The organism is Streptomyces sp. NPDC013317 (genome assembly GCF_055563155.1).
In genome coordinates, this window is record NZ_JBVHDX010000002.1 from 16,278 (window position 1) to 34,232 (window position 17,955).

Below are 17,955 nucleotides of genomic sequence, written 5' to 3' on the forward strand. Positions count from 1 at the left end.
AGCCGGGACAGCCCCAGCCCGCACCGCAGGCGCCCACCGCCCCCGCACCGCAGGGCGGATACGGCTTCCCCCAGCCGGGACAGGCCGAACAGCCGCCCGCCGCACAGCCGCCCCAGGGCGGCTACGGATTCCCCCAGCCGGGACAGCCCCAGCCGGCACCTCAGACGCCCGAGGCCCCCGCGCCGCAGGGCGGTTACGGATTCCCGCAACCGGGTCAGGTCCCGGCGGCCCAGCCTCAGCCCGCGCCCGTGCCTCCTCAGGCCCAGGGCGGGTACGGCTTCCCGCAGCCCGGTGAGGCGCAGCCGCAGCCGCAGCCCGAGGCGCAGGTTCCGCCGCAGGCGCCCGTCGACCCGCGGACCGGTGCCGCCTGGCCCACCCCGGTGACGCACGACCAGCGCGAGCGGTCCGTGCCGGGTGCGCCGCTCGGGTACACCGCCGCGGTCGAGCTCTCCTCCGACCGGCTGCTGCGCAACAACAAGCAGAAGGCCAAGTCCAGCCGGAACCCCGGCGCCTCCGCCCGGTTCAAGCTCGGCGGCAAGAAGGAGGAGGCCGAGCGGCAGCGCAAGCTCGACCTCATCCGTACTCCGGTGCTGTCCTGCTACCGGATCGCGGTCATCTCCCTCAAGGGCGGTGTCGGCAAGACCACGACGACCACCGCGCTCGGCGCGACCCTGGCCACCGAGCGCCAGGACAAGATCCTCGCCATCGACGCCAACCCCGACGCCGGCACCCTCGGCCGCCGGGTGCGCCGCGAGACCGGGGCCACGATCCGTGACCTCGTGCAGGCGATCCCGTACCTCAACTCGTACATGGACATCCGCCGCTTCACCTCGCAGGCGCCGTCCGGTCTGGAGATCATCGCCAACGACGTGGACCCTGCCGTCTCGACGACGTTCAACGACGAGGACTACCGGCGGGCGATCGACGTCCTGGGCAAGCAGTACCCGGTCATCCTCACCGACTCCGGTACGGGTCTGCTCTACAGCGCGATGCGCGGCGTGCTGGACCTCGCCGACCAGCTGATCATCATCTCCACCCCGTCCGTCGACGGCGCCTCCAGCGCCTCGACGACACTCGACTGGCTCTCCGCCCACGGGTACGCGGAGCTGGTGCAGCGTTCGATCACGGTCATCTCCGGGGTGCGCGAGACCGGAAAGATGATCAAGGTCGACGACATCGTGCAGCACTTCCAGACCCGTTGCCGCGGGGTGATCGTGGTGCCCTTCGACGAGCACCTGTCGGCCGGCGCCGAGGTCGACCTCGACATGATGCGGCCGAAGACGCGTGAGGCGTACTTCAACCTGTCGGCGATGGTCGCCGAGGACTTCGCGCGGGCGCAGCAGGTACAGGGGCTGTGGACGGGCGACGGCCAGGGCGGACTGCCGCCGAACGCCGCCCCGCCGATGCCGGGCCATCAGCAGGTGCCGGGGCAGCCCATGCCCGGCCAGCAGCCCATGCCGGGCCAGCAGCCGATGCCCGGTCAGCCCATGCCCGGCCAGCAGCCGATGCCCGGTCAGCCCGCGCCCGGTCAGCCGTACGCGCCGCAGCCGGGTCAGCCGTACGCCCCCCAGCCGTACCCGCAGGCTCAGCCGCAGCCCTACCCGCAGCAGCCGTACGCGCCTCAGCCGGGACAACCCGGGCAGCCCGGGCAGCCCGGACAGCCGCCTCAGTACGGCCAGCCCGGTCACCCCGGCCAGCCCGGCCCGGCCCAGGGGTGGGAGCAGCAGCCCCCCGCGCAGCCCGTACCTCCGCAGGCGCAAGCGGATCCGAACGCTCCGATGCCGCCCGCCGGATGGCCGCAGCAGCCCCAGCAGACGCCTCCGCAGGCTCCGCCAGCCCCTCAGCAGTAGGGCGTCACAGGAGTAGACCAATGAGGCCCCGCACCGGCTCCCCGGTGCGGGGCCTCATTGCATTCCCGCAGCCCACAAGGGGTTTGAGTCATCGTTGACGACGTCGTCCCCCGCTGATAGACCTTCGCTTCACCAGTTGGCGCCCAAGATCCACGACGCGAGGTACGTCCTATGGTCATGGTCACGAAGGTCCCGCCCCGCCCCGCCGCCTCCCGAAGACTCCCCCGGCTGCTGCTCGCCGTGGGTGTCGCCGCCACCACGCTGATGGCCGTCCCCCAGGTCACGGCCCAGGCCGCGCCGTCCGCCGATGGCGACGCCAAGAGCGGCGGCACCACCCTCACGGTCGCCGTCTCGCAGAGCGTCGACTCGCTGAGCCCGTTCCTCGCCCAGAAGCTCGTGTCGACCAGCATCCACCGTCTGGCGTACGAGTACCTGACGAACTACGACGCCGAGGACGCCCGGGTGATCCCGGGTCTGGCGACCGCGTGGACGTCCTCGCCGGACAAGCTCACCTGGACGTACACGATCCGCGAGGACTCGACGTGGTCCGACGGGAAGAAGGCCTCCGCCGAGGACGCGGCCTGGACCTTCAACAAGATGATGACCGACCCGAACGCCGCCACCGCGAACGGCAGCTTCACGTCCAACTTCAAGAAGGTCACCGCGCCCGACTCGCGGACCCTCGTCATCGAGCTGAAGAAGCCGCAGGCCACCATGACGGCGCTGGACGTGCCGATCGTGCCCAAGCACGTCTGGGAGAAGGTCGGCGACTTCTCGAAGTTCAACAACGACCAGCAGTTCCCGATCGTCGGCAACGGACCGTTCGTCATCACGGACTTCAAGGTCGACCAGTACATCAAGATGAAGCCGAACAAGGGCTTCTGGCGGGGCGCACCCAAGTTCGACGAGCTGGTGTTCAAGTACTACAAGGACGGTGACGCCGCCGTCGCCGCGCTGCAGAAGGGCGAGGTGTCCTTCGTCTCGAACCTGACGCCCGCTCAGGCCGCAGCGCTGAAGTCCGCCGAGAACATCAAGGTCAACGACGCCCCCGGCCGGCGCTTCTTCGCCCTGGCCACCAACCCGGGCGCGCGCTCCAAGGACGGCAAGACCTTCGGCAACGGCCACCCGGCGCTCCTGGACCCGGCGGTCCGCAAGGCGCTCTTCCTGGCCGTCGACCGGACCACGATCGTCGACAAGGTCTTCCAGGGCCACGCCGTCGAGGGCGAGGGGTACATCCCGCCGCGCTTCGGCTCGTACTTCTGGAAGCCGGGCGCCGCGCAGAAGCTCGCCTACGACCCGGCCAGGGCCGCGCAGCTGCTCGACCAGGCCGGCTACCGGAAGAACGGCGAGGGCAAGAGGGTCGGCAAGGACGGCAGGCCGCTCGACTTCCGGATCCTCTGCCACGCCACCGACCCGAACGACAAGGCGGTCGGGAAGTACCTCCAGGAGTGGTGGGGCGAGCTCGGCATCGGGCTGAAGGTCGAGTGCCTGGACAACGTCGGCGATCCGTGGACGAAGGGCGACTACGACCTCGCCTTCGACGGCTGGTCGGTCAACCCCGACCCCGACTACGTCCTGTCGATCCACACCTGCGGCACGCTGCCCGCGACCCCGAAGGACACGGGCGCCACCGACAACTTCATCTGCGACAAGCAGTTCGACACGCTGTACGCGCAGCAGTCGGCGGAGTACGACGCCGCCAAGCGGGCGGATCTCGTCAAGCAGATGCAGTCGAGACTGTACGACACCGGGTACATGAACATCATGGCCTACCCGAACGCCCTGGAGGCGTACCGCTCGGACCAGATCAAGTCCATCACGACCATGCCCGCGGCCGCCGGCAACCTCTGGGGGCAGGACGGCTACTGGAGCTGGTGGTCCGCCGTGCCGACCCCGGCGTCCACCGCCGCCGGATCGGAGAGCGAGTCCTCCAACGGTGTGATCCTCGGCATCGGCGCGGCCGTGGTGGTCGTGGTCGGCCTCGGTGTCCTCCTCGGCATGCGGCGGCGTTCCACCGCCGACGACCGCGAGTAGACGAGCGGCGACGTGACGACAGCAAGCACCCCCGCCGACGTGGTGCGGACCCGGAAGGTCCGCACCACGGACGGCGCGTCCCGTACCGGTACGACCCTCCAGTACCTCCGCTACGTGGCCGGGAAGCTGGGCGGCGCGGCCGTCTCGCTCTTCGCCGTCCTGGTCACCAGCTTCTTCCTGTTCCGGATCATCCCCGGCGACCCGGTCAAGGCGATGACGCACGGGATTCCCACCTCGGCGGAGCAGCTGGCGACGCTGCGCCGCCAGTTCGGGCTCGATCTGCCGCTGTGGCAGCAGTTCACCGACTACTGCGCCAAGGCGCTGAGCGGCGATCTCGGCACGTCGTACCAGTTCCACGCCCCGGTCGGCGATCTCATCGCGACGAAGCTGCCGGCGACGCTGCTGCTGACCGGTGTCGCCGTGGTGATCTACTCGGCGCTCGGCCTCTGGCTCGGCACCCGCTCCGCCTGGCACCACGGCGGGCTGGGCGACAGGGTGAGCACGGGCGTCGCACTGACCCTGTGGTCCGTGCCCTCGTTCTGGCTCGGGCTGCTGCTGATCATCGTCTTCTCGGTGGGCATGGGGCCGGTCCCCGGTCTCTTCCCGACCGGCGGCATGGAGTCGGGCGCGGGTGAGACCGGCTTCGCGTACGTCCTCGACGTCGCCCACCACATGGTGCTGCCGGTCGTCACCCTGGTCGCGGTCGGCTATGCGCAGACGCTGCTCGTCATGCGCTCCTCGCTGCTCGACGAGATGGGCAGCGACTATCTGACGACGGCGCGGGCGAAGGGGCTGCGCGACGACGTCGTGCGGCGCCGCCACGCCGTGCCGAACGCGCTGCTGCCGACGGTGACGATGGTCTTCATCAACCTCGGCCATGTGGCGGCCGGTTCGATCCTGGTGGAGACGGTGTTCTCCTGGCCGGGGCTCGGCGGGCTGTTCTACCAGGCGCTCAGCGTGCCCGATCTGCCGCTGGTCCAGGGCCTCTTCGTGGTCTTCGCCGGCGCGATGATCGTGATGAACCTGATCGCCGATCTGCTCTATCCGCTGCTCGACCCCCGGGTGGGCCGATGACCTCCTCGTCACTCTCGTCTCTGGCCTGGGAACGCCGACGCGGTACGGTGTCCCGCTTCTGGAAGCAGTACCGCACCCATCGCGCAGGTCTGTACGGTCTCACCGGGCTCGCGCTGATCGCCCTGTTCGCGCTCACCGCCCCGCTGATCGTCGGCGCGGACGTGCAGTCCGTGACGAACGCGCCGGGTACGGCCATGGAGCCGCCGAGTGCCGAATTCCCCCTCGGAACCGACCAGTTCGGCCGGTCGCTGCTCGGGCTGCTGCTCTGGGGCGCGCGGATCTCGCTCCTCGTCGGGCTGCTCGCGGCGGCACTCTCGGTCGCCATCGGCACCCTGGTCGGGATCATCGCCGGGCACTACGGCGGCTGGTTCTCGACGGTCGTCATGCGCATCACGGACTGGTTCCTCGTCATGCCGACGCTCGTCCTCGCGATCGTGCTCGCGACGGTGATGTCCCGCTCGATGTGGACGGTGATCCTCGCGATCGGCGTCACCAGCTGGCCGACCACGGCCCGTCTCGTGCGCGCCCAGACGATCGCGGTGGAGTCCCGTCCGTACATCGAGCGGGCCACGGCACTCGGCGGTGGACACGGGCACATCATGAGCCGGCACGTGCTGCCCAACGTGATGCCGCTGGTCCTCGCCCAGACCACGCTCGGCATCTCGACAGCGATCCTCACCGAGGCGACGCTCGCCTTCCTGGGCCTGGGCGATCCGACGGTGGTCTCCTGGGGCGGCATGCTCCAGGACGCCCGGGAGGCGGGTGCGGTCTCGTCCGGCCACTGGTGGTACCTCGCGCCTCCCGGGATCGCGATCGCGCTGGTCGCGCTCGCCTTCACGCTGTGCGGCCGGGCGGTCGAGTCCGTGCTGAACCCGAAACTGGGGGTGGGGCGATGAGCCTGCTCGAGGTACGGAATCTGACGGTGACGTACGGGTCGGGGGCGTCGGCCGTCCCCGCCGTGCGGGGCGTCGACCTCACCCTGGAGGCCGGGCAGAAGCTCGGTGTCGCGGGCGAGTCGGGGTGCGGCAAGTCGACGATGGCGCTGGCACTGCTGCGCCTGCTGCCCGCCTCCGCGCGGCTGACGGGGCAGATCCTGCTGGACGGCGAGGACGTCCTCGCCATGAAGTGGGGACGGCTGCGGGCCGTGCGCTGGGCGGGCGCGTCGATCGTCTTCCAGGGCGCGATGCACTCGCTGAACGCGGTGCAGCGGATCGGCGACCAGATCGCCGAGCCGCTGCTCGTGCACGGGCGGCCCACCCCGGCGGAGGCGCGGAAGCGGGTCGGCGAGCTCCTGGAGCACGTCGGTCTGCCGGCCGCGCGGGCGGCGGCCTATCCGCACGAGCTGTCCGGCGGACAGCGGCAGCGCGTGATGATCGCGATGGCACTGGCCTGCGATCCGCGCCTGATCGTGGCGGACGAGCCGACCACGGCTCTCGACGTGATGATCCAGGCGCAGATCCTGCGGCTGATCGAGCGTCTGGTGGCCGACGACGGGATCAGCCTGCTGATGATCAGTCACGACCTGGCGGTCCTCGCCGACACCTGTGACCGACTCGCGGTGATGTACGCGGGGCGGGTGGTGGAGGAGGGCCCTGCGCGTCAGGTGTACGACGCGGCGGAGCACCCGTACGGGCGCGCCCTGTCGTCGGCCTTCCCGAGGATCGGCGACCCGGCGTCGCGCCGGGCGCCGCGCGGTCTTCCGGGCGATCCGCCGGACCCCGCCGCCCTGCCTGCCGGCTGCGCGTTCCATCCGCGCTGTCCGGCGGCCGTGGAGGTCTGCGGGGAGCAGGACCAGGAGCTGCGGGAGGCGGGCGCGGGGCGCCGCGCCGCCTGCGTACACGTAGGGAGTGGCTCATGAATCCGCTGACACCGGACGCCACGCCGACGGGCGTGGGCGCCGGCGCGGGCGCGGGGGCGTCGGTGGCCTCGGCGCCCGCGGAGGGCGCGGCGAAGGCCGCCGGTCCGCTGCTGTCCGCGAGCGGGCTGCGCGTCACCTTCCCCGGGAGACGGGGCGCTCCTCCCGCGCGGGCCGTGGACGGGGTGGATCTCGACATCGGCGCCGGGGAGATCGTGGCCCTGGTCGGCGAGTCGGGGTGCGGCAAGACCACGCTCGCGCGGTCGTTGCTGGGGCTGGTGCCGCCGACGGCCGGCTCCGTCTCCTTCGCCGGTGAGCCGCTCGCGTACACCTCCCGCGCCCTCAAGGCGTACCGCAGGCGCGCCCAGCTGGTCCTGCAGGACCCGAGCGGCTCGCTGAACCCCCGGCACACCGTGTACGACGCGGTGGCCGAGGGGCTGCGGATCCACGGGTACGACGGGGACGAGCGGGCCGCGGTCGCCGAGGCCCTGTCCCGCGCCGGCCTGCGCCCGCCGGAGCGGTTCTTCCTGCGCTATCCGCACGAACTGTCCGGGGGTCAGCGCCAGCGTGTCGTCATCGCGGGCGCGCTGGTCCTGCAGCCGGAGCTGATCGTCGCGGACGAGCCGGTGGCCTCGCTGGACGCTTCGGTACGGGGCGAGATCCTGGCGCTGCTGCTGCGGCTCCGCGACGAACTGGGGCTCTCGGCGCTGGTCGTGACGCACGACCTCGGCCTCGCGTGGAACATCGCGGACCGGGTCGCGGTGATGTACCTGGGGCGGATCGTGGAGACCGGCACGGTGGAGTCGGTCCTGACGGCCCCTCAGCATCCGTACACGCGGGCGCTGCTGTCCGTGCTGCCGGAGTCCGAGGGGGCGCCGGTGGTGCTGGCCGGAGAGCCGCCGGACCCGGCCCGGATCCCGTCCGGGTGCCGCTTCCACGCCCGCTGCCAGGTCCTTGCCTCGGGCGAGGCCGCGGCGGTCGCGGACCGCTGCCGGAGCGAGGACCTGCCGGTGCTCGGCGGTGGCGGCACGCGGGAGGTGGCCTGTCACTGGGTGACCGCCGGCGTGAAGACGGTCTGACCTCCGGGGGCGCGTCGGAGTACGGTGCCCCCGGAACGGCGGTCAGTTCTTCCTGTCGTACACCGCGGTGAGTTCGCGGGCCTGCTTCACGTCCCCGGCCATCGCCTCCAGCAGATCGTCCAGGGTCTCGAACTTGAGCATGCCGCGGACGTACGCCAGGAAGTCGACGGCCACGTGCAGGCCGTACAGGTCCAGTCCCTCGCGGTCGATGGCGTACGCCTCGACCGTCCGCTCCGTCCCGTCGAACTGCGGGTTCGTACCGACCGAGATCGCGGCCGGCATGCGCTCCCCGGCGGCGGTGAGCCAGCCGGCGTACACGCCGTCCGCCGGGATCGCGGTGTGCGGCAGGGTCTCGACGTTGGCCGTGGGGAAGCCGAGCTCGCGGCCGCGCTGGGCGCCGCGGACCACGATGCCCTCGACGCGGTGCGGGCGTCCGAGGATCTCGGCGGCGCCCTCCACGTCACCCTCGGCGACCAGACGGCGGGTGAGCGTCGAGGAGAACGGGTCCCCGCCGCCCGCCGTGCCGCTCACGAACAGGTCGATGACCTCGACCTCGTAGTCGTACGTGGCGCCGAGTTCGGCGAGGTAGGCGACGTTGCCGGCGGCGCGGTGGCCGAAGCGGAAGTTCGGCCCTTCGATGACGGCCTTGGCGTGCAGTTTGTCGACGAGGACCTTCACGATGAAGTCCGCCGGGGAGAGCTGCGAGAAGTCGGCCGTGAACGGCAGGACGAGGACCGCGTCCACGCCGAGGCCCGCCATCAGCTCGGCGCGGCGGGGGTGCGGGGCGAGCAGCGGGGGGTGGCTGCCGGGTCGCACGACCTCGGAGGGGTGCGGCTCGAAGGTGACCACGACCGAGGGCACGCCCAGCTCGCGGGCGCGCTCCACGGCCCTGCCGATGATCAGCTGGTGCCCGCGGTGCACCCCGTCGTAGGAGCCGATGGTGACGACGCTGCGCCCCCAGTCCTGGGGGATGTCCTCCAAGCCACGCCAGCGCTGCACTGTGACCGCTCCTCGTCCGCCTGTTCGCCGATTACGCCGGTCTAAGACTGCCATGCCCACGGCCTTCTCCTCGCATCGGCATGGACCTGCCGACGCTCTGGACCGTACGGGCGGCGGCCGGGCCGACCAGGAGGGACCAGTCGTCGGGGGCGTCGGCGATCCAGCGGGCCAGCTGGACCCCGAACGCGGGCACTTCGCGGGCGAGCTCGACGAGCCGCCGGTCGCAGCAGGTGGCCCCCTCGGTCGTACGGACGAGGAGGAGGGCGGTGCGGCGGACGAGGTCGCGGGTGCGGACCTCGGGGCGCCTCTCGCAGCCGAGAGCGGCGGCGCGCAGCAGGGCGTCGAGCACGGTGAGGTCCCGCGCGGCGTACCGCTCGTGGTCGAGGAGCACGTCGAGGAGTTCGGCGCGCAGCAGGCGGGAGGCCCCCGTGCCGGGCGCGGCGAGCACAGGGGCCAGGGCGCTGCGGACCTGGACGGGCCGGCCCCGGAGCAGGCCGGTGACCAGGGGGAACAGGACCGCGCGGGCGGCGGGCCCGTGTTCGAGGCGGCGGTCCACGAAGGCGGCGGCGTGCCGGGCGCCGTCGGGGTGGCGGTCGACGTACGCGCCGACGAGGGCGGCCGCGCGCCGGGCGAGGGCGGGCGTGGTGACCTCGGCGAGCGCGCGCAGGGCCCCTCCGGCGGCCTCTCCGGGTCCGTGCAGCCGCGCCTGGAGGGCGGCGAGGACGGGTTCGGGGTGGGTGGGGAGCGCGGCGGCGAGGGCGTCCGCAGGGACGCGGGGGTGGGTCAGGGCGCGGGGCAGATGGCGGGATCGGGTGTGCGGGTCGCGGACGAGGAGGCCGAGCGCGGGGCCGTGCAGGGCCGCGTCGCCGGGGCGGGCGAGCAGGGCGAGGGCGGCGTACCGGAGGAGCTCGCGGTCGGGTCCGGTCGTGGCGTGCGGGGCGACCAGGCTGCCGTACGTGGCGGCCGCGGCGCGGCGCGCGGGCCGGCCGTCGTCGTGGGCCCATCGGTCGACGGCCCGGCAGACGGCCGACGGCTCGTCCTCGGTGAGCGCGGTGAGCAGCCCTTCGGCGAGCGGGTGGGCTGTGGCGACGAGCGCCTCGCACAGGTCGTCGACGGCCAGGTGCCGATGGGTGTGGAGCAGGGCCTGCGCGGCGGTGCCGACGGTGGCGTACGGGGCGGCGGCGAGGGCGCGTCCGTCGCCGAACCAGCGGCAGAGCAGCGGCTGTACGCCACGGGGCTCGGCGACGAGGCGTTCGGCGACGACGTCGAGGAACCGGGGCGCCGTGGTCAGACCGACGGGCGGGTCGGCCGGTACGAGTCTGCGCAGCAGGTCGATCCGCTCCCCCTCCCCGACCCGCAGCGCCTGCCAGAACGCGGGCCCGAAGACCGGGGCGGTCGGCCCGGAGGGGTGGGAGCGCGGCGCGGGCGAGGTGCCGGCGTGCGCGGCGGCGACGGCCGGGGGGCGGGCTTCCGGGGGCCGGGCTTCCGGCGAGGGGCGCTGCTGGGGGATCGCCTCCCCGGGGGGCGGGGCCGGGCGGGGGGCGCCCAGCCGGTCGGCGAGGTGGCGGAGGACCGGGAGGTGGGGCCGGGGGTCGGGAAGGGCGAGCAGGGTCCGGGCGAGGAGCCGGGAGGCCCACCAGCCGGTGTCACCGGCCGCGCGGCCCTCGGCGCGGAGCCGGTCCAAGGCGTCGACGAGACCGGTCAGGCGGAGTCCGAGCGCGTCGGAGCCGTGCTCGCGGTCCATCAGGAGCAGGGCCTGCACGACGGGCCCGATCCGGTGCCGCGGTACGGGCAGAGGGCCCTGACGGCCCTGCGGCGGGCCCGCGAGCGGAGAGCCCGGACGGTCGGGGGCGAGCGGAGAGCCCGGACGGTCGGACGCCGGCGGGGTGACCTCGGGTTGCGTGGGCGGAGAGCCCCCTTCGTCAGGTTGCGCGCCCCGCGCCGCCTCGGCGGCCGGCTCGGGCCGCGCGGGCCGTGCGGGGCGTGAGCGGGGGCGACGTGTACGGTCGGACGCGGGCGGGGAGCCCCGGTCGGGGGCGGGCGGGGTGACCTCGGCCGGTGGGGGCGGGGAGCCCCGACGGTCGGACGCGGGCGGGGTGACCTCGGCGAGCGCGCACAGGGCGCCGTCGACGTCCAGGTGGGCGCCCTGCATCCAGTCGGCGACCTCCTCGTGGCCGAAGCGGTAGCCGGAACCGGCCGGGACGAGGAGGCCCTCGGTCAGGACGGCGGAGGCCCAGCCGGTCCGCCAGGGGAACAGCTCCTCGAAGGAACCGCGGTCCAGCTCGCCCTGCCCGGGCCCCAGGCACCTGCGGGCCGCCTCGTGGACCTGGCCGGCGACGCGCGTGGCGAGCCGGCGGACGGCGGCGCCGTGCGGGACGGGTCGGGTTCCGGCGGCGATCCGTACGGCCACCCGCAGACACATCAGGTCGAGGTGGGCGGCGAAGACCTCCTCCCGCCCCGGCGTCCCCGGCGCTCCCCCGGGCATGGCGTCCCGCACCTCGGCGAGCAGCCGAAGGGTGAGGGGGTGCCGGACGTCGTCGGCCGCGGGAGGGGTGTGGTCGAGTCCGTACCGCGCGCGGGCGAGCCGCGCCTCGTCCTCGGTGAGATCACCGAGTTGTACGGCACCGGGCAGCGCGCCGGGCAGCGCCTCGTCGGCGGGACGGTGGAGCGCGTCGGGGGTGTAGTGCCGACAGGCCTGTTCCCAGTGCTCCGGCCGGCAGCCCAGCATCAGCCGGGCGCCGTGGGCGCGCAGCCAGGTCTCGGTGCCCGTGGTCCAGACGGGGAGGCGGTGCGCGAGGGCCGGAGGCATCTCCTCGGGGCTGTCGAGGACGATCAGGAGCGGCCGGCCGGCGGCGCGGGCGAGTGCGGCGGCGCGTTCGGGAGTGGCGGTCGTGGTGTCGCCTCGGGCGCCCGAGGCGGTGACGACGCGTCCGGCCTGGCGCAGGACGCGGCCTGCGGCGTCGGCGACGGAGGTGTCGTCCGCGCGCAGGTCGGCCCCGCGCAGTCGGATCGTGGGCGCGGGCTCGGCGCCCCGGGCCCGCTCGGCGCGGTGGGCTTCGAGCGCGGTCGTACGGCCGGTGCCGGGGGCGCCGACAAGGGCGAGGACCAGTGCGCCGGACGCGGCGAAGGCGGCGAACTCCCGGATGCAGTCGGCGCGTTCGACGGGCACGGGACCCGCCCCGGCGGTGTCCGCGGCTCCGGCGGAGGTGGCGGTGAGCTCCAGGACGGCCGCCAGGTTGAGCTCGGATCCGTAGCAGGGCGCGGTCGCCGCGTTGCGCCTCAGCAGCCCGGCCAGCCGGTCCACCGGAGCGAGCGGCAGGGCGTACCCGGCGGCACGGTGGTCGCCGTGCACGGCGGTGGCGAGGACGGCGAGGACGGCCCCGGTCTCCGGGTCCACCACGGGGCCGCCGGTGGCCTGTCCGCCCAGCCGGAGGGCTTCCGCGCCTTCGGTGCCGATGGCCAGCTCCCAGGCGTGGCCGAGGGCCCGCCGACGCCCGGCTTCCGTGTGGCTGACGGCCGCCGCGCCGAGGACCCGCGCCTCGCGCCAGCCATGGGCCGCGATCCGTACATACGTGCCCGGCTCGACCTCCGTCCGTGCGGAGACCGGCATCGGCCTGACGTCGAGCCCCTCGGTCGCCACGAGCGCGAGACCGGTCCCGGGCAGGGTGGTGACCGCGTCGGCGCCGGCGAGGTGTGTCCGGTCGCCGGGGGCGTGCAGGACGATCCCCACGAGCCCGTCGACGGCCTCGTGACTGGTGACGACCGTTCCCCGGTCGTCGGCCACGAAGCCCGTCCCACGCGGTCGGCCCGCCGGATCGCAGATCCGTACCAGCGTGCCGAGGTCCCCGCGTCCCATGGTGTCGACGGTAGGTCGGTGGTGATCACTCGGAGAACCACACAGGCCGAACGCGCCCCCCGGCGCTCCCCCGTTTCACTCCAAGCGCCCGCCCGAAGGGGTGAATACGCGGACCGGAGTGGATAGATACTCGCCCGGGGGGATCGGGGGATCACCCGGGGGGAGTGTGGAGCGGGCACGCGCGCGTGCCCGCTCCACCATGCGTGGTACGACGGGTCAGCCGAAGACGGCGAGGCTCTTGGCCTTGCCCTTCTGCTCCTCCACGAGGGCGAGCAGCCGGTCGCCGGGGCCGAAGACCGCGACCGGCCCGGCCGGGTAGGACGGCATCTCCAGGCGGACGCCGTTCAGCAGCAGCCGGCCCCGCTTCTCGTCGACGTCCCAGCGGGGGAACGCCGCGGCGGCCGCCTCGGAGACCGGCATGACCGTCAGCTCCGCCTGGAGCTGGTCCAGGGTCCGCGCCGAGTCGAGCTTGTACGGGCCGACCCGGGTCCGCCGCAGCGCGGTCAGATGGCCGCCCACGCCGAGTCCGGCACCCAGGTCGCGGGCGAGCGCCCGGATGTACGTACCGGAGGAGCAGACCACGGAGACGACGAGGTCGACGACGGGCGTGCCGTCCTCGGCGACGGCCTCGCGGACGTCGTACACCTGGAAGGACGAGACGGTGACCGGCCGGGCCGGGATCTCGAACTCCTCGCCGCCGCGCACCCGCGCGTACGACCGCTTGCCGTCGATCTTGATGGCGGAGACCTTCGACGGCACCTGCATGATGGCGCCGGTCAGCTCCGCCACGCCCGCGTCGATCCCCTCGCGGGTCACCTTGGAAGCGTCCACGGACGCCGTGATCTCGCCCTCGGCGTCGTCGGTGATCGTCGTCTGGCCCAGACGGATGGTGCCGAGGTACTCCTTCTCGGTCAGCGCGAGGTGGCCGAGCAGCTTCGTCGCCCGCTCCACGCCGAGGACGAGGACGCCCGTCGCCATGGGGTCGAGCGTTCCCGCGTGGCCGACGCGACGGGTCTTGGCGATCCCGCGCATCTTGGCCACGACGTCGTGCGAAGTGAAGCCCGACGGCTTGTCGACAACGACCAGGCCGTCGGGCGTCTTCCCTGCGGTGCTCATCAGGCGGTGGTGCCCTCTTCGTCCTCGTCCTCGGGCTTGCGGTACGGGTCCGCCTCGCCGGCGTACTTCGCGCCGGAGGACGCCTCGCGCACCTTGGCGTCGGAGGCCCGCGCCTTGTCGAGGAGGTCCTCGATCGTCTTCGCGGTCTCCGGGAGGGCGTCCGCGACGAAGGTCAGCGTCGGCGTGAACTTCGTCCCGGCGGCGGCACCGACGGCGGAGCGCAGGATGCCCTTGGCGCTCTCCAGTCCGGCGGCCGCGCTGGCCCGCTCCTCGTCGTCGCCGTAGACCGTGTAGAAGACCGTGGCCTCCCGCAGGTCACCGGTGACGCGGGTGTCCGTGATGGTCACGTGCGTACCCAGGCGCGGGTCCTTGATGCCGCGCTGCAGCTTCTCGGCGACCACCTCCCGGATGAGGTCCGCCAGCTTCTTCGCCCGCGCGTTGTCGGCCACTGGTCCTTCTCCTTCTTTGCCTTGCTCATTCAGTCTTCATCAGTGTGGAGCCTGCGTCGCACCGACAGCAGCTCCACCTCGGGCCGGGCCGCGACCAGCCGCTCACAGCGGTCGAGCACGTCCGATACGAACCCCGCGTCCCCGGACACCAGCGCGACGCCCAGCCGGGCCCTGCGATGGAGGTCCTGGTCGCCCACCTCGGCCGCGCTCACGGAGAACTTGCGCTGGAGCTCGGCGACGATGGGCCGGACGACGGAGCGTTTCTCCTTCAACGAATGAACGTCGCCGAGGAGCAGATCGAAGGACAGAGTCCCCAGGTACATGCGGTGCCGGATGTCCCGCCGGTTCGGGTTCGGTGGCCTGCCACGCCGTCGCTTGGCAGGAACACCAGAACCGTACACGCAACGGCCGGGGCCGATCGACGGAATACTTTCCGCCGACCGGCCCCGAACCTACCGCCGCACTCAGGCGCGCGGCTTCTCGCGCATCTCGTACGTCGCGATGACGTCGTCGATCTTGATGTCGTTGAAGTTTCCGAGGTTGATACCGCCCTCGAAGCCTTCGCGGATCTCGGTGACGTCGTCCTTGAAGCGGCGCAGACCGTGGATCGTGAGGTCCTCGGCGATGACCTTGCCGTCGCGGACGAGGCGCGCCTTGGTGTTGCGCTTGACCTCGCCGGAGCGGATGAGGACACCGGCGATGTTGCCCAGCTTGGACGAGCGGAAGACCTCGCGGATCTCCGCCGTACCGAGCTCGACCTCTTCGTACTCCGGCTTGAGGAGGCCCTTGAGCGCCGCCTCGATCTCCTCGATGGCCTGGTAGATCACCGAGTAGTACCGGACGTCGACACCCTCGCGCTCCGCCATCTGCGCCGCGCGGCCCGCAGCGCGGACGTTGTAGCCGATGACGATGGCGTCGGAGCCCATGGCCAGGTCGATGTCGGACTCGGTGACCGCACCCACACCGCGGTGCAGGACACGGATGTCGACCTCTTCGCCGACGTCGAGCTGGAGCAGCGAGGACTCGAGAGCCTCGACCGCACCGGACGCGTCGCCCTTGATGATGAGGTTGAGTTCCTGGACCAGACCGGCCTTGAGCACCTTGTCGAGGTCCTCGAGGGACACCCGGCGGACGCGCTTGGCGAAGGCGGCGTTGCGCTCACGCGCAGCACGCTTCTCGGCGATCTGACGCGCCGTACGGTCCTCGTCGACGACCAGGAGGTTGTCGCCGGCACCCGGCACGTTGGTGAGACCGAGCACCAGGACGGGAGTCGACGGAGCCGCCTCCTCGACGTTGTTGCCCTTGTCGTCGAGCATCGCCCGGACGCGGCCGTACGCGTCGCCGACCACCACGGTGTCGCCGATGCGCAGCGTTCCGCGCTGGACCAGGACGGTCGAGACGGCACCGCGACCACGGTCGAGGTGGGACTCGATCGCAATACCCTGCGCGTCCTGGTCCGGGTTGGCCCGCAGGTCGAGCGAGGCGTCCGCGGTGAGGACCACGGCCTCCAGCAGGGAGTCGATGTTCAGACCCTGCTTGGCGGAGATGTCGACGAACATCGTGTCGCCGCCGTACTCCTCGGCCACCAGACCGAACTCGGTCAGCTGACCACGGACCTTGGTCGGGTCCGCGCCCTCGACGTCGATCTTGTTGACCGCGACCACGATCGGCACGTCGGCCGCCTTGGCGTGGTTCAGCGCCTCGATCGTCTGGGGCATCACACCGTCGTTGGCCGCCACCACGAGGATCGCGATGTCGGTCGACTTCGCACCACGGGCACGCATGGCGGTGAACGCCTCGTGACCCGGGGTGTCGATGAAGGTGATCTTGCGCTCTTCGCCGTTGACCTCGGTACCCACCTGGTAGGCACCGATGTGCTGGGTGATGCCACCGGCCTCGCCCGCGACGACGTTCGTCTTGCGGATCGCGTCGAGAAGTCGGGTCTTACCGTGGTCGACGTGACCCATGACGGTGACGACCGGCGGACGGGAGACCAGAGCCTCTTCGCCGCCCTCGTCCTCGCCGAACTCGATGTCGAAGGACTCGAGGAGCTCGCGGTCCTCCTCCTCCGGGCTGACGATCTGAACGGTGTAGTTCATCTCGTCGCCGAGCATCTGCAGCGTGTCGTCGGAGACGGACTGCGTGGCCGTGACCATCTCGCCGAGGTTCATCATCACCGCGACGAGCGACGCCGGGTTGGCGCCGATCTTCTCGGCGAAGTCGGTGAGGGAGGCACCGCGCGACAGGCGAATGGTCTCGCCGCCGCCGCGGGGCAGCATCACGCCGCCGACCGACGGGGCCTGCATGGCCTCGTACTCCTGGCGCCTCTGACGCTTCGACTTGCGACCACGACGCGCGGGACCGCCGGGACGGCCGAAGGCGCCCTGCGTGCCACCACGGCCACCGGGGCCACCGGGACGGCCGCCGAAGCCACCGGGACGACCGCCGAAGCCGCCGCCACCGCCGCCGGGACCACCCGGACGACCGCCGCCGCCACCGGGACCACCGGGACGACCGGCGAAGCCGCCGCCGCCACCGCCGGGACCGGCCGGACGGCCGGCGAAGCCGCCGCCGCCACCGGGACGACCGCCGCCGCCACCCGGACGACCGCCGGGGCCACCGGGGCCACGACCGCCGGGGCCACCACCGGGACGCGGGCCGGCAGCGGGACGCTGCGGCATCATGCCGGGGTTCGGACGGTTACCGCCGGGCGCGCCGCCCGGACGGGGAGCCTGCGGACGCGGCATGCCACCGGGGGTGGGACGCGCGCCGCCCTGGCCCTGGGGACGCGGGGCGCCACCGGGGCCGCCCTGCGGACGCGGGGCACCCGGAACGGCACCCGGGCCGCCGGGACGGGGGGCGCCGCCACCCGGACGGGGCGCCTGCGGGCGCGCCATTCCGGTGGAGCCACCCGAGGTGAAGGGGTTGTTGCCCGGACGCGGACCGGCCGGACGGGCACCGCCCGGACGCGGAGCGCCCTGGCCCTGCGGACGCGGGCCACCCTGGCCCTGCGGACGCGGCGCGCCCTGACCCGGACGGGCGGGGCGCTCGCCGGCGGGACGCGGTCCCGGGGTCGCGCCACCCGGACGCGGACCGGCGGCCGGAGCCGACGGAGGCGCGGTGAACTCGGGTGCGGCCGGAGCCGGCGTGACCGGCTTGGGCGCGGGCTTCGGGCCCGGGCGGGGGCCCGAGGCGGCCGGAGCCGGAGAGGGGGTGCTGCTCGCCGGAGCCGCCGGGGTGACCGGGGCCGCAGGCGCGGCGGGGGCCGGCTTGGGAGCCGGGGCGCCGGGCTTCGGGGCAGCGGGACGTGCCGCGGCGGCCGGAGACGGCGCCGACGGCTTCGAGGGGGCGGCCTTACGAGGCGCGCCAGGCTTCGCAGCGGTCTTGCCGGCGCCACCGCCGGGACCCTGCAACGCATCAGTCAACTTGCGCACGACCGGCGCCTCGATCGTCGAGGACGCCGAACGGACGAATTCACCGAGTTCTTGGAGCTTGGCCATGACGACCTTGCTCTCCACACCGAACTCCTTGGCGAGTTCGTATACCCGGACCTTAGCCACTTCGCTCCTTTTAGGTCCGGTTACCGCCGGACCGTCGCTACTTCATGGGCGTACTCATCGCGTACTCATCGAGTGCTCATCGC

12 protein-coding genes are annotated in these 17,955 nt (G+C 73.0%); 6 read left to right on the forward strand and 6 right to left on the reverse strand.

What is annotated here, in order from left to right; all coding sequences use genetic code 11:
• From ACZ3IJ_RS04835 to ACZ3IJ_RS04860, 6 genes are all read left to right on the forward strand, one after another.
• The coding region (locus ACZ3IJ_RS04835; RefSeq protein WP_467466289.1) for a MinD/ParA family ATP-binding protein at positions 1 to 1,850 on the forward strand (1,850 nt) is incomplete at its 5' end.
• A 177-nt stretch (positions 1,851 to 2,027) separates the two neighbouring features.
• Entirely contained in the window at positions 2,028 to 3,884 is a 1,857-nt protein-coding gene (locus tag ACZ3IJ_RS04840) for an ABC transporter substrate-binding protein (protein ID WP_467466290.1), read from the forward strand.
• A gap of 12 nt (positions 3,885 to 3,896) precedes the next feature.
• Entirely contained in the window at positions 3,897 to 4,958 is a 1,062-nt protein-coding gene (locus tag ACZ3IJ_RS04845) for an ABC transporter permease (protein ID WP_467466291.1), read from the forward strand.
• Positions 4,955 to 5,854: an ABC transporter permease gene (locus ACZ3IJ_RS04850; protein ID WP_467466292.1), complete on the forward strand. Its 900-nt coding sequence runs from the start codon at positions 4,955 to 4,957 to the stop codon at positions 5,852 to 5,854. The genes ACZ3IJ_RS04845 and ACZ3IJ_RS04850 overlap by 4 nt, the downstream gene beginning before the upstream one ends.
• Complete coding sequence (locus ACZ3IJ_RS04855; protein WP_467466293.1) at positions 5,851 to 6,816, forward strand: ABC transporter ATP-binding protein; 966 nt, start codon at positions 5,851 to 5,853, stop codon at positions 6,814 to 6,816. The genes ACZ3IJ_RS04850 and ACZ3IJ_RS04855 overlap by 4 nt, the downstream gene beginning before the upstream one ends.
• The gene (locus ACZ3IJ_RS04860; protein WP_467466294.1) at positions 6,813 to 7,892 is read left to right on the forward strand and encodes an ABC transporter ATP-binding protein; all 1,080 of its coding nucleotides are present in this window, start codon (positions 6,813 to 6,815) and stop codon (positions 7,890 to 7,892) included. The genes ACZ3IJ_RS04855 and ACZ3IJ_RS04860 overlap by 4 nt, the downstream gene beginning before the upstream one ends.
• Before the next feature lie 42 nt (positions 7,893 to 7,934).
• On the opposite strand, the gene ACZ3IJ_RS04865 is transcribed toward ACZ3IJ_RS04860, so the two are convergent.
• From ACZ3IJ_RS04865 to infB, 6 genes are all read right to left on the reverse strand, one after another.
• Positions 7,935 to 8,891, reverse strand: coding sequence for a bifunctional riboflavin kinase/FAD synthetase (locus tag ACZ3IJ_RS04865; RefSeq protein ID WP_391798177.1), 957 nt, complete (start codon positions 8,889 to 8,891; stop codon positions 7,935 to 7,937).
• A 31-nt stretch (positions 8,892 to 8,922) separates the two neighbouring features.
• Positions 8,923 to 12,747, reverse strand: coding sequence for a trypsin-like peptidase domain-containing protein (locus ACZ3IJ_RS04870; protein WP_467466295.1), 3,825 nt, complete (start codon positions 12,745 to 12,747; stop codon positions 8,923 to 8,925).
• 216 nt (positions 12,748 to 12,963) lie between these two features.
• A complete protein-coding gene (gene truB, locus ACZ3IJ_RS04875; protein WP_391798179.1) occupies positions 12,964 to 13,863 on the reverse strand; it encodes a tRNA pseudouridine(55) synthase TruB in 900 nt (299 codons plus the stop codon).
• Positions 13,863 to 14,312, reverse strand: a complete 450-nt coding sequence (rbfA, locus tag ACZ3IJ_RS04880) for a 30S ribosome-binding factor RbfA (protein WP_361434416.1) — start codon at positions 14,310 to 14,312, stop codon at positions 13,863 to 13,865. The genes truB and rbfA overlap by 1 nt, the downstream gene beginning before the upstream one ends.
• A gap of 29 nt (positions 14,313 to 14,341) precedes the next feature.
• Entirely contained in the window at positions 14,342 to 14,635 is a 294-nt protein-coding gene (locus tag ACZ3IJ_RS04885; RefSeq protein ID WP_391798180.1) for a DUF503 domain-containing protein, read from the reverse strand.
• Between the two features lie 141 nt (positions 14,636 to 14,776).
• Positions 14,777 to 17,872, reverse strand: coding sequence for a translation initiation factor IF-2 (infB, locus tag ACZ3IJ_RS04890; protein ID WP_467466296.1), 3,096 nt, complete (start codon positions 17,870 to 17,872; stop codon positions 14,777 to 14,779).
• Positions 17,873 to 17,955: the final 83 nt, after the last annotated feature.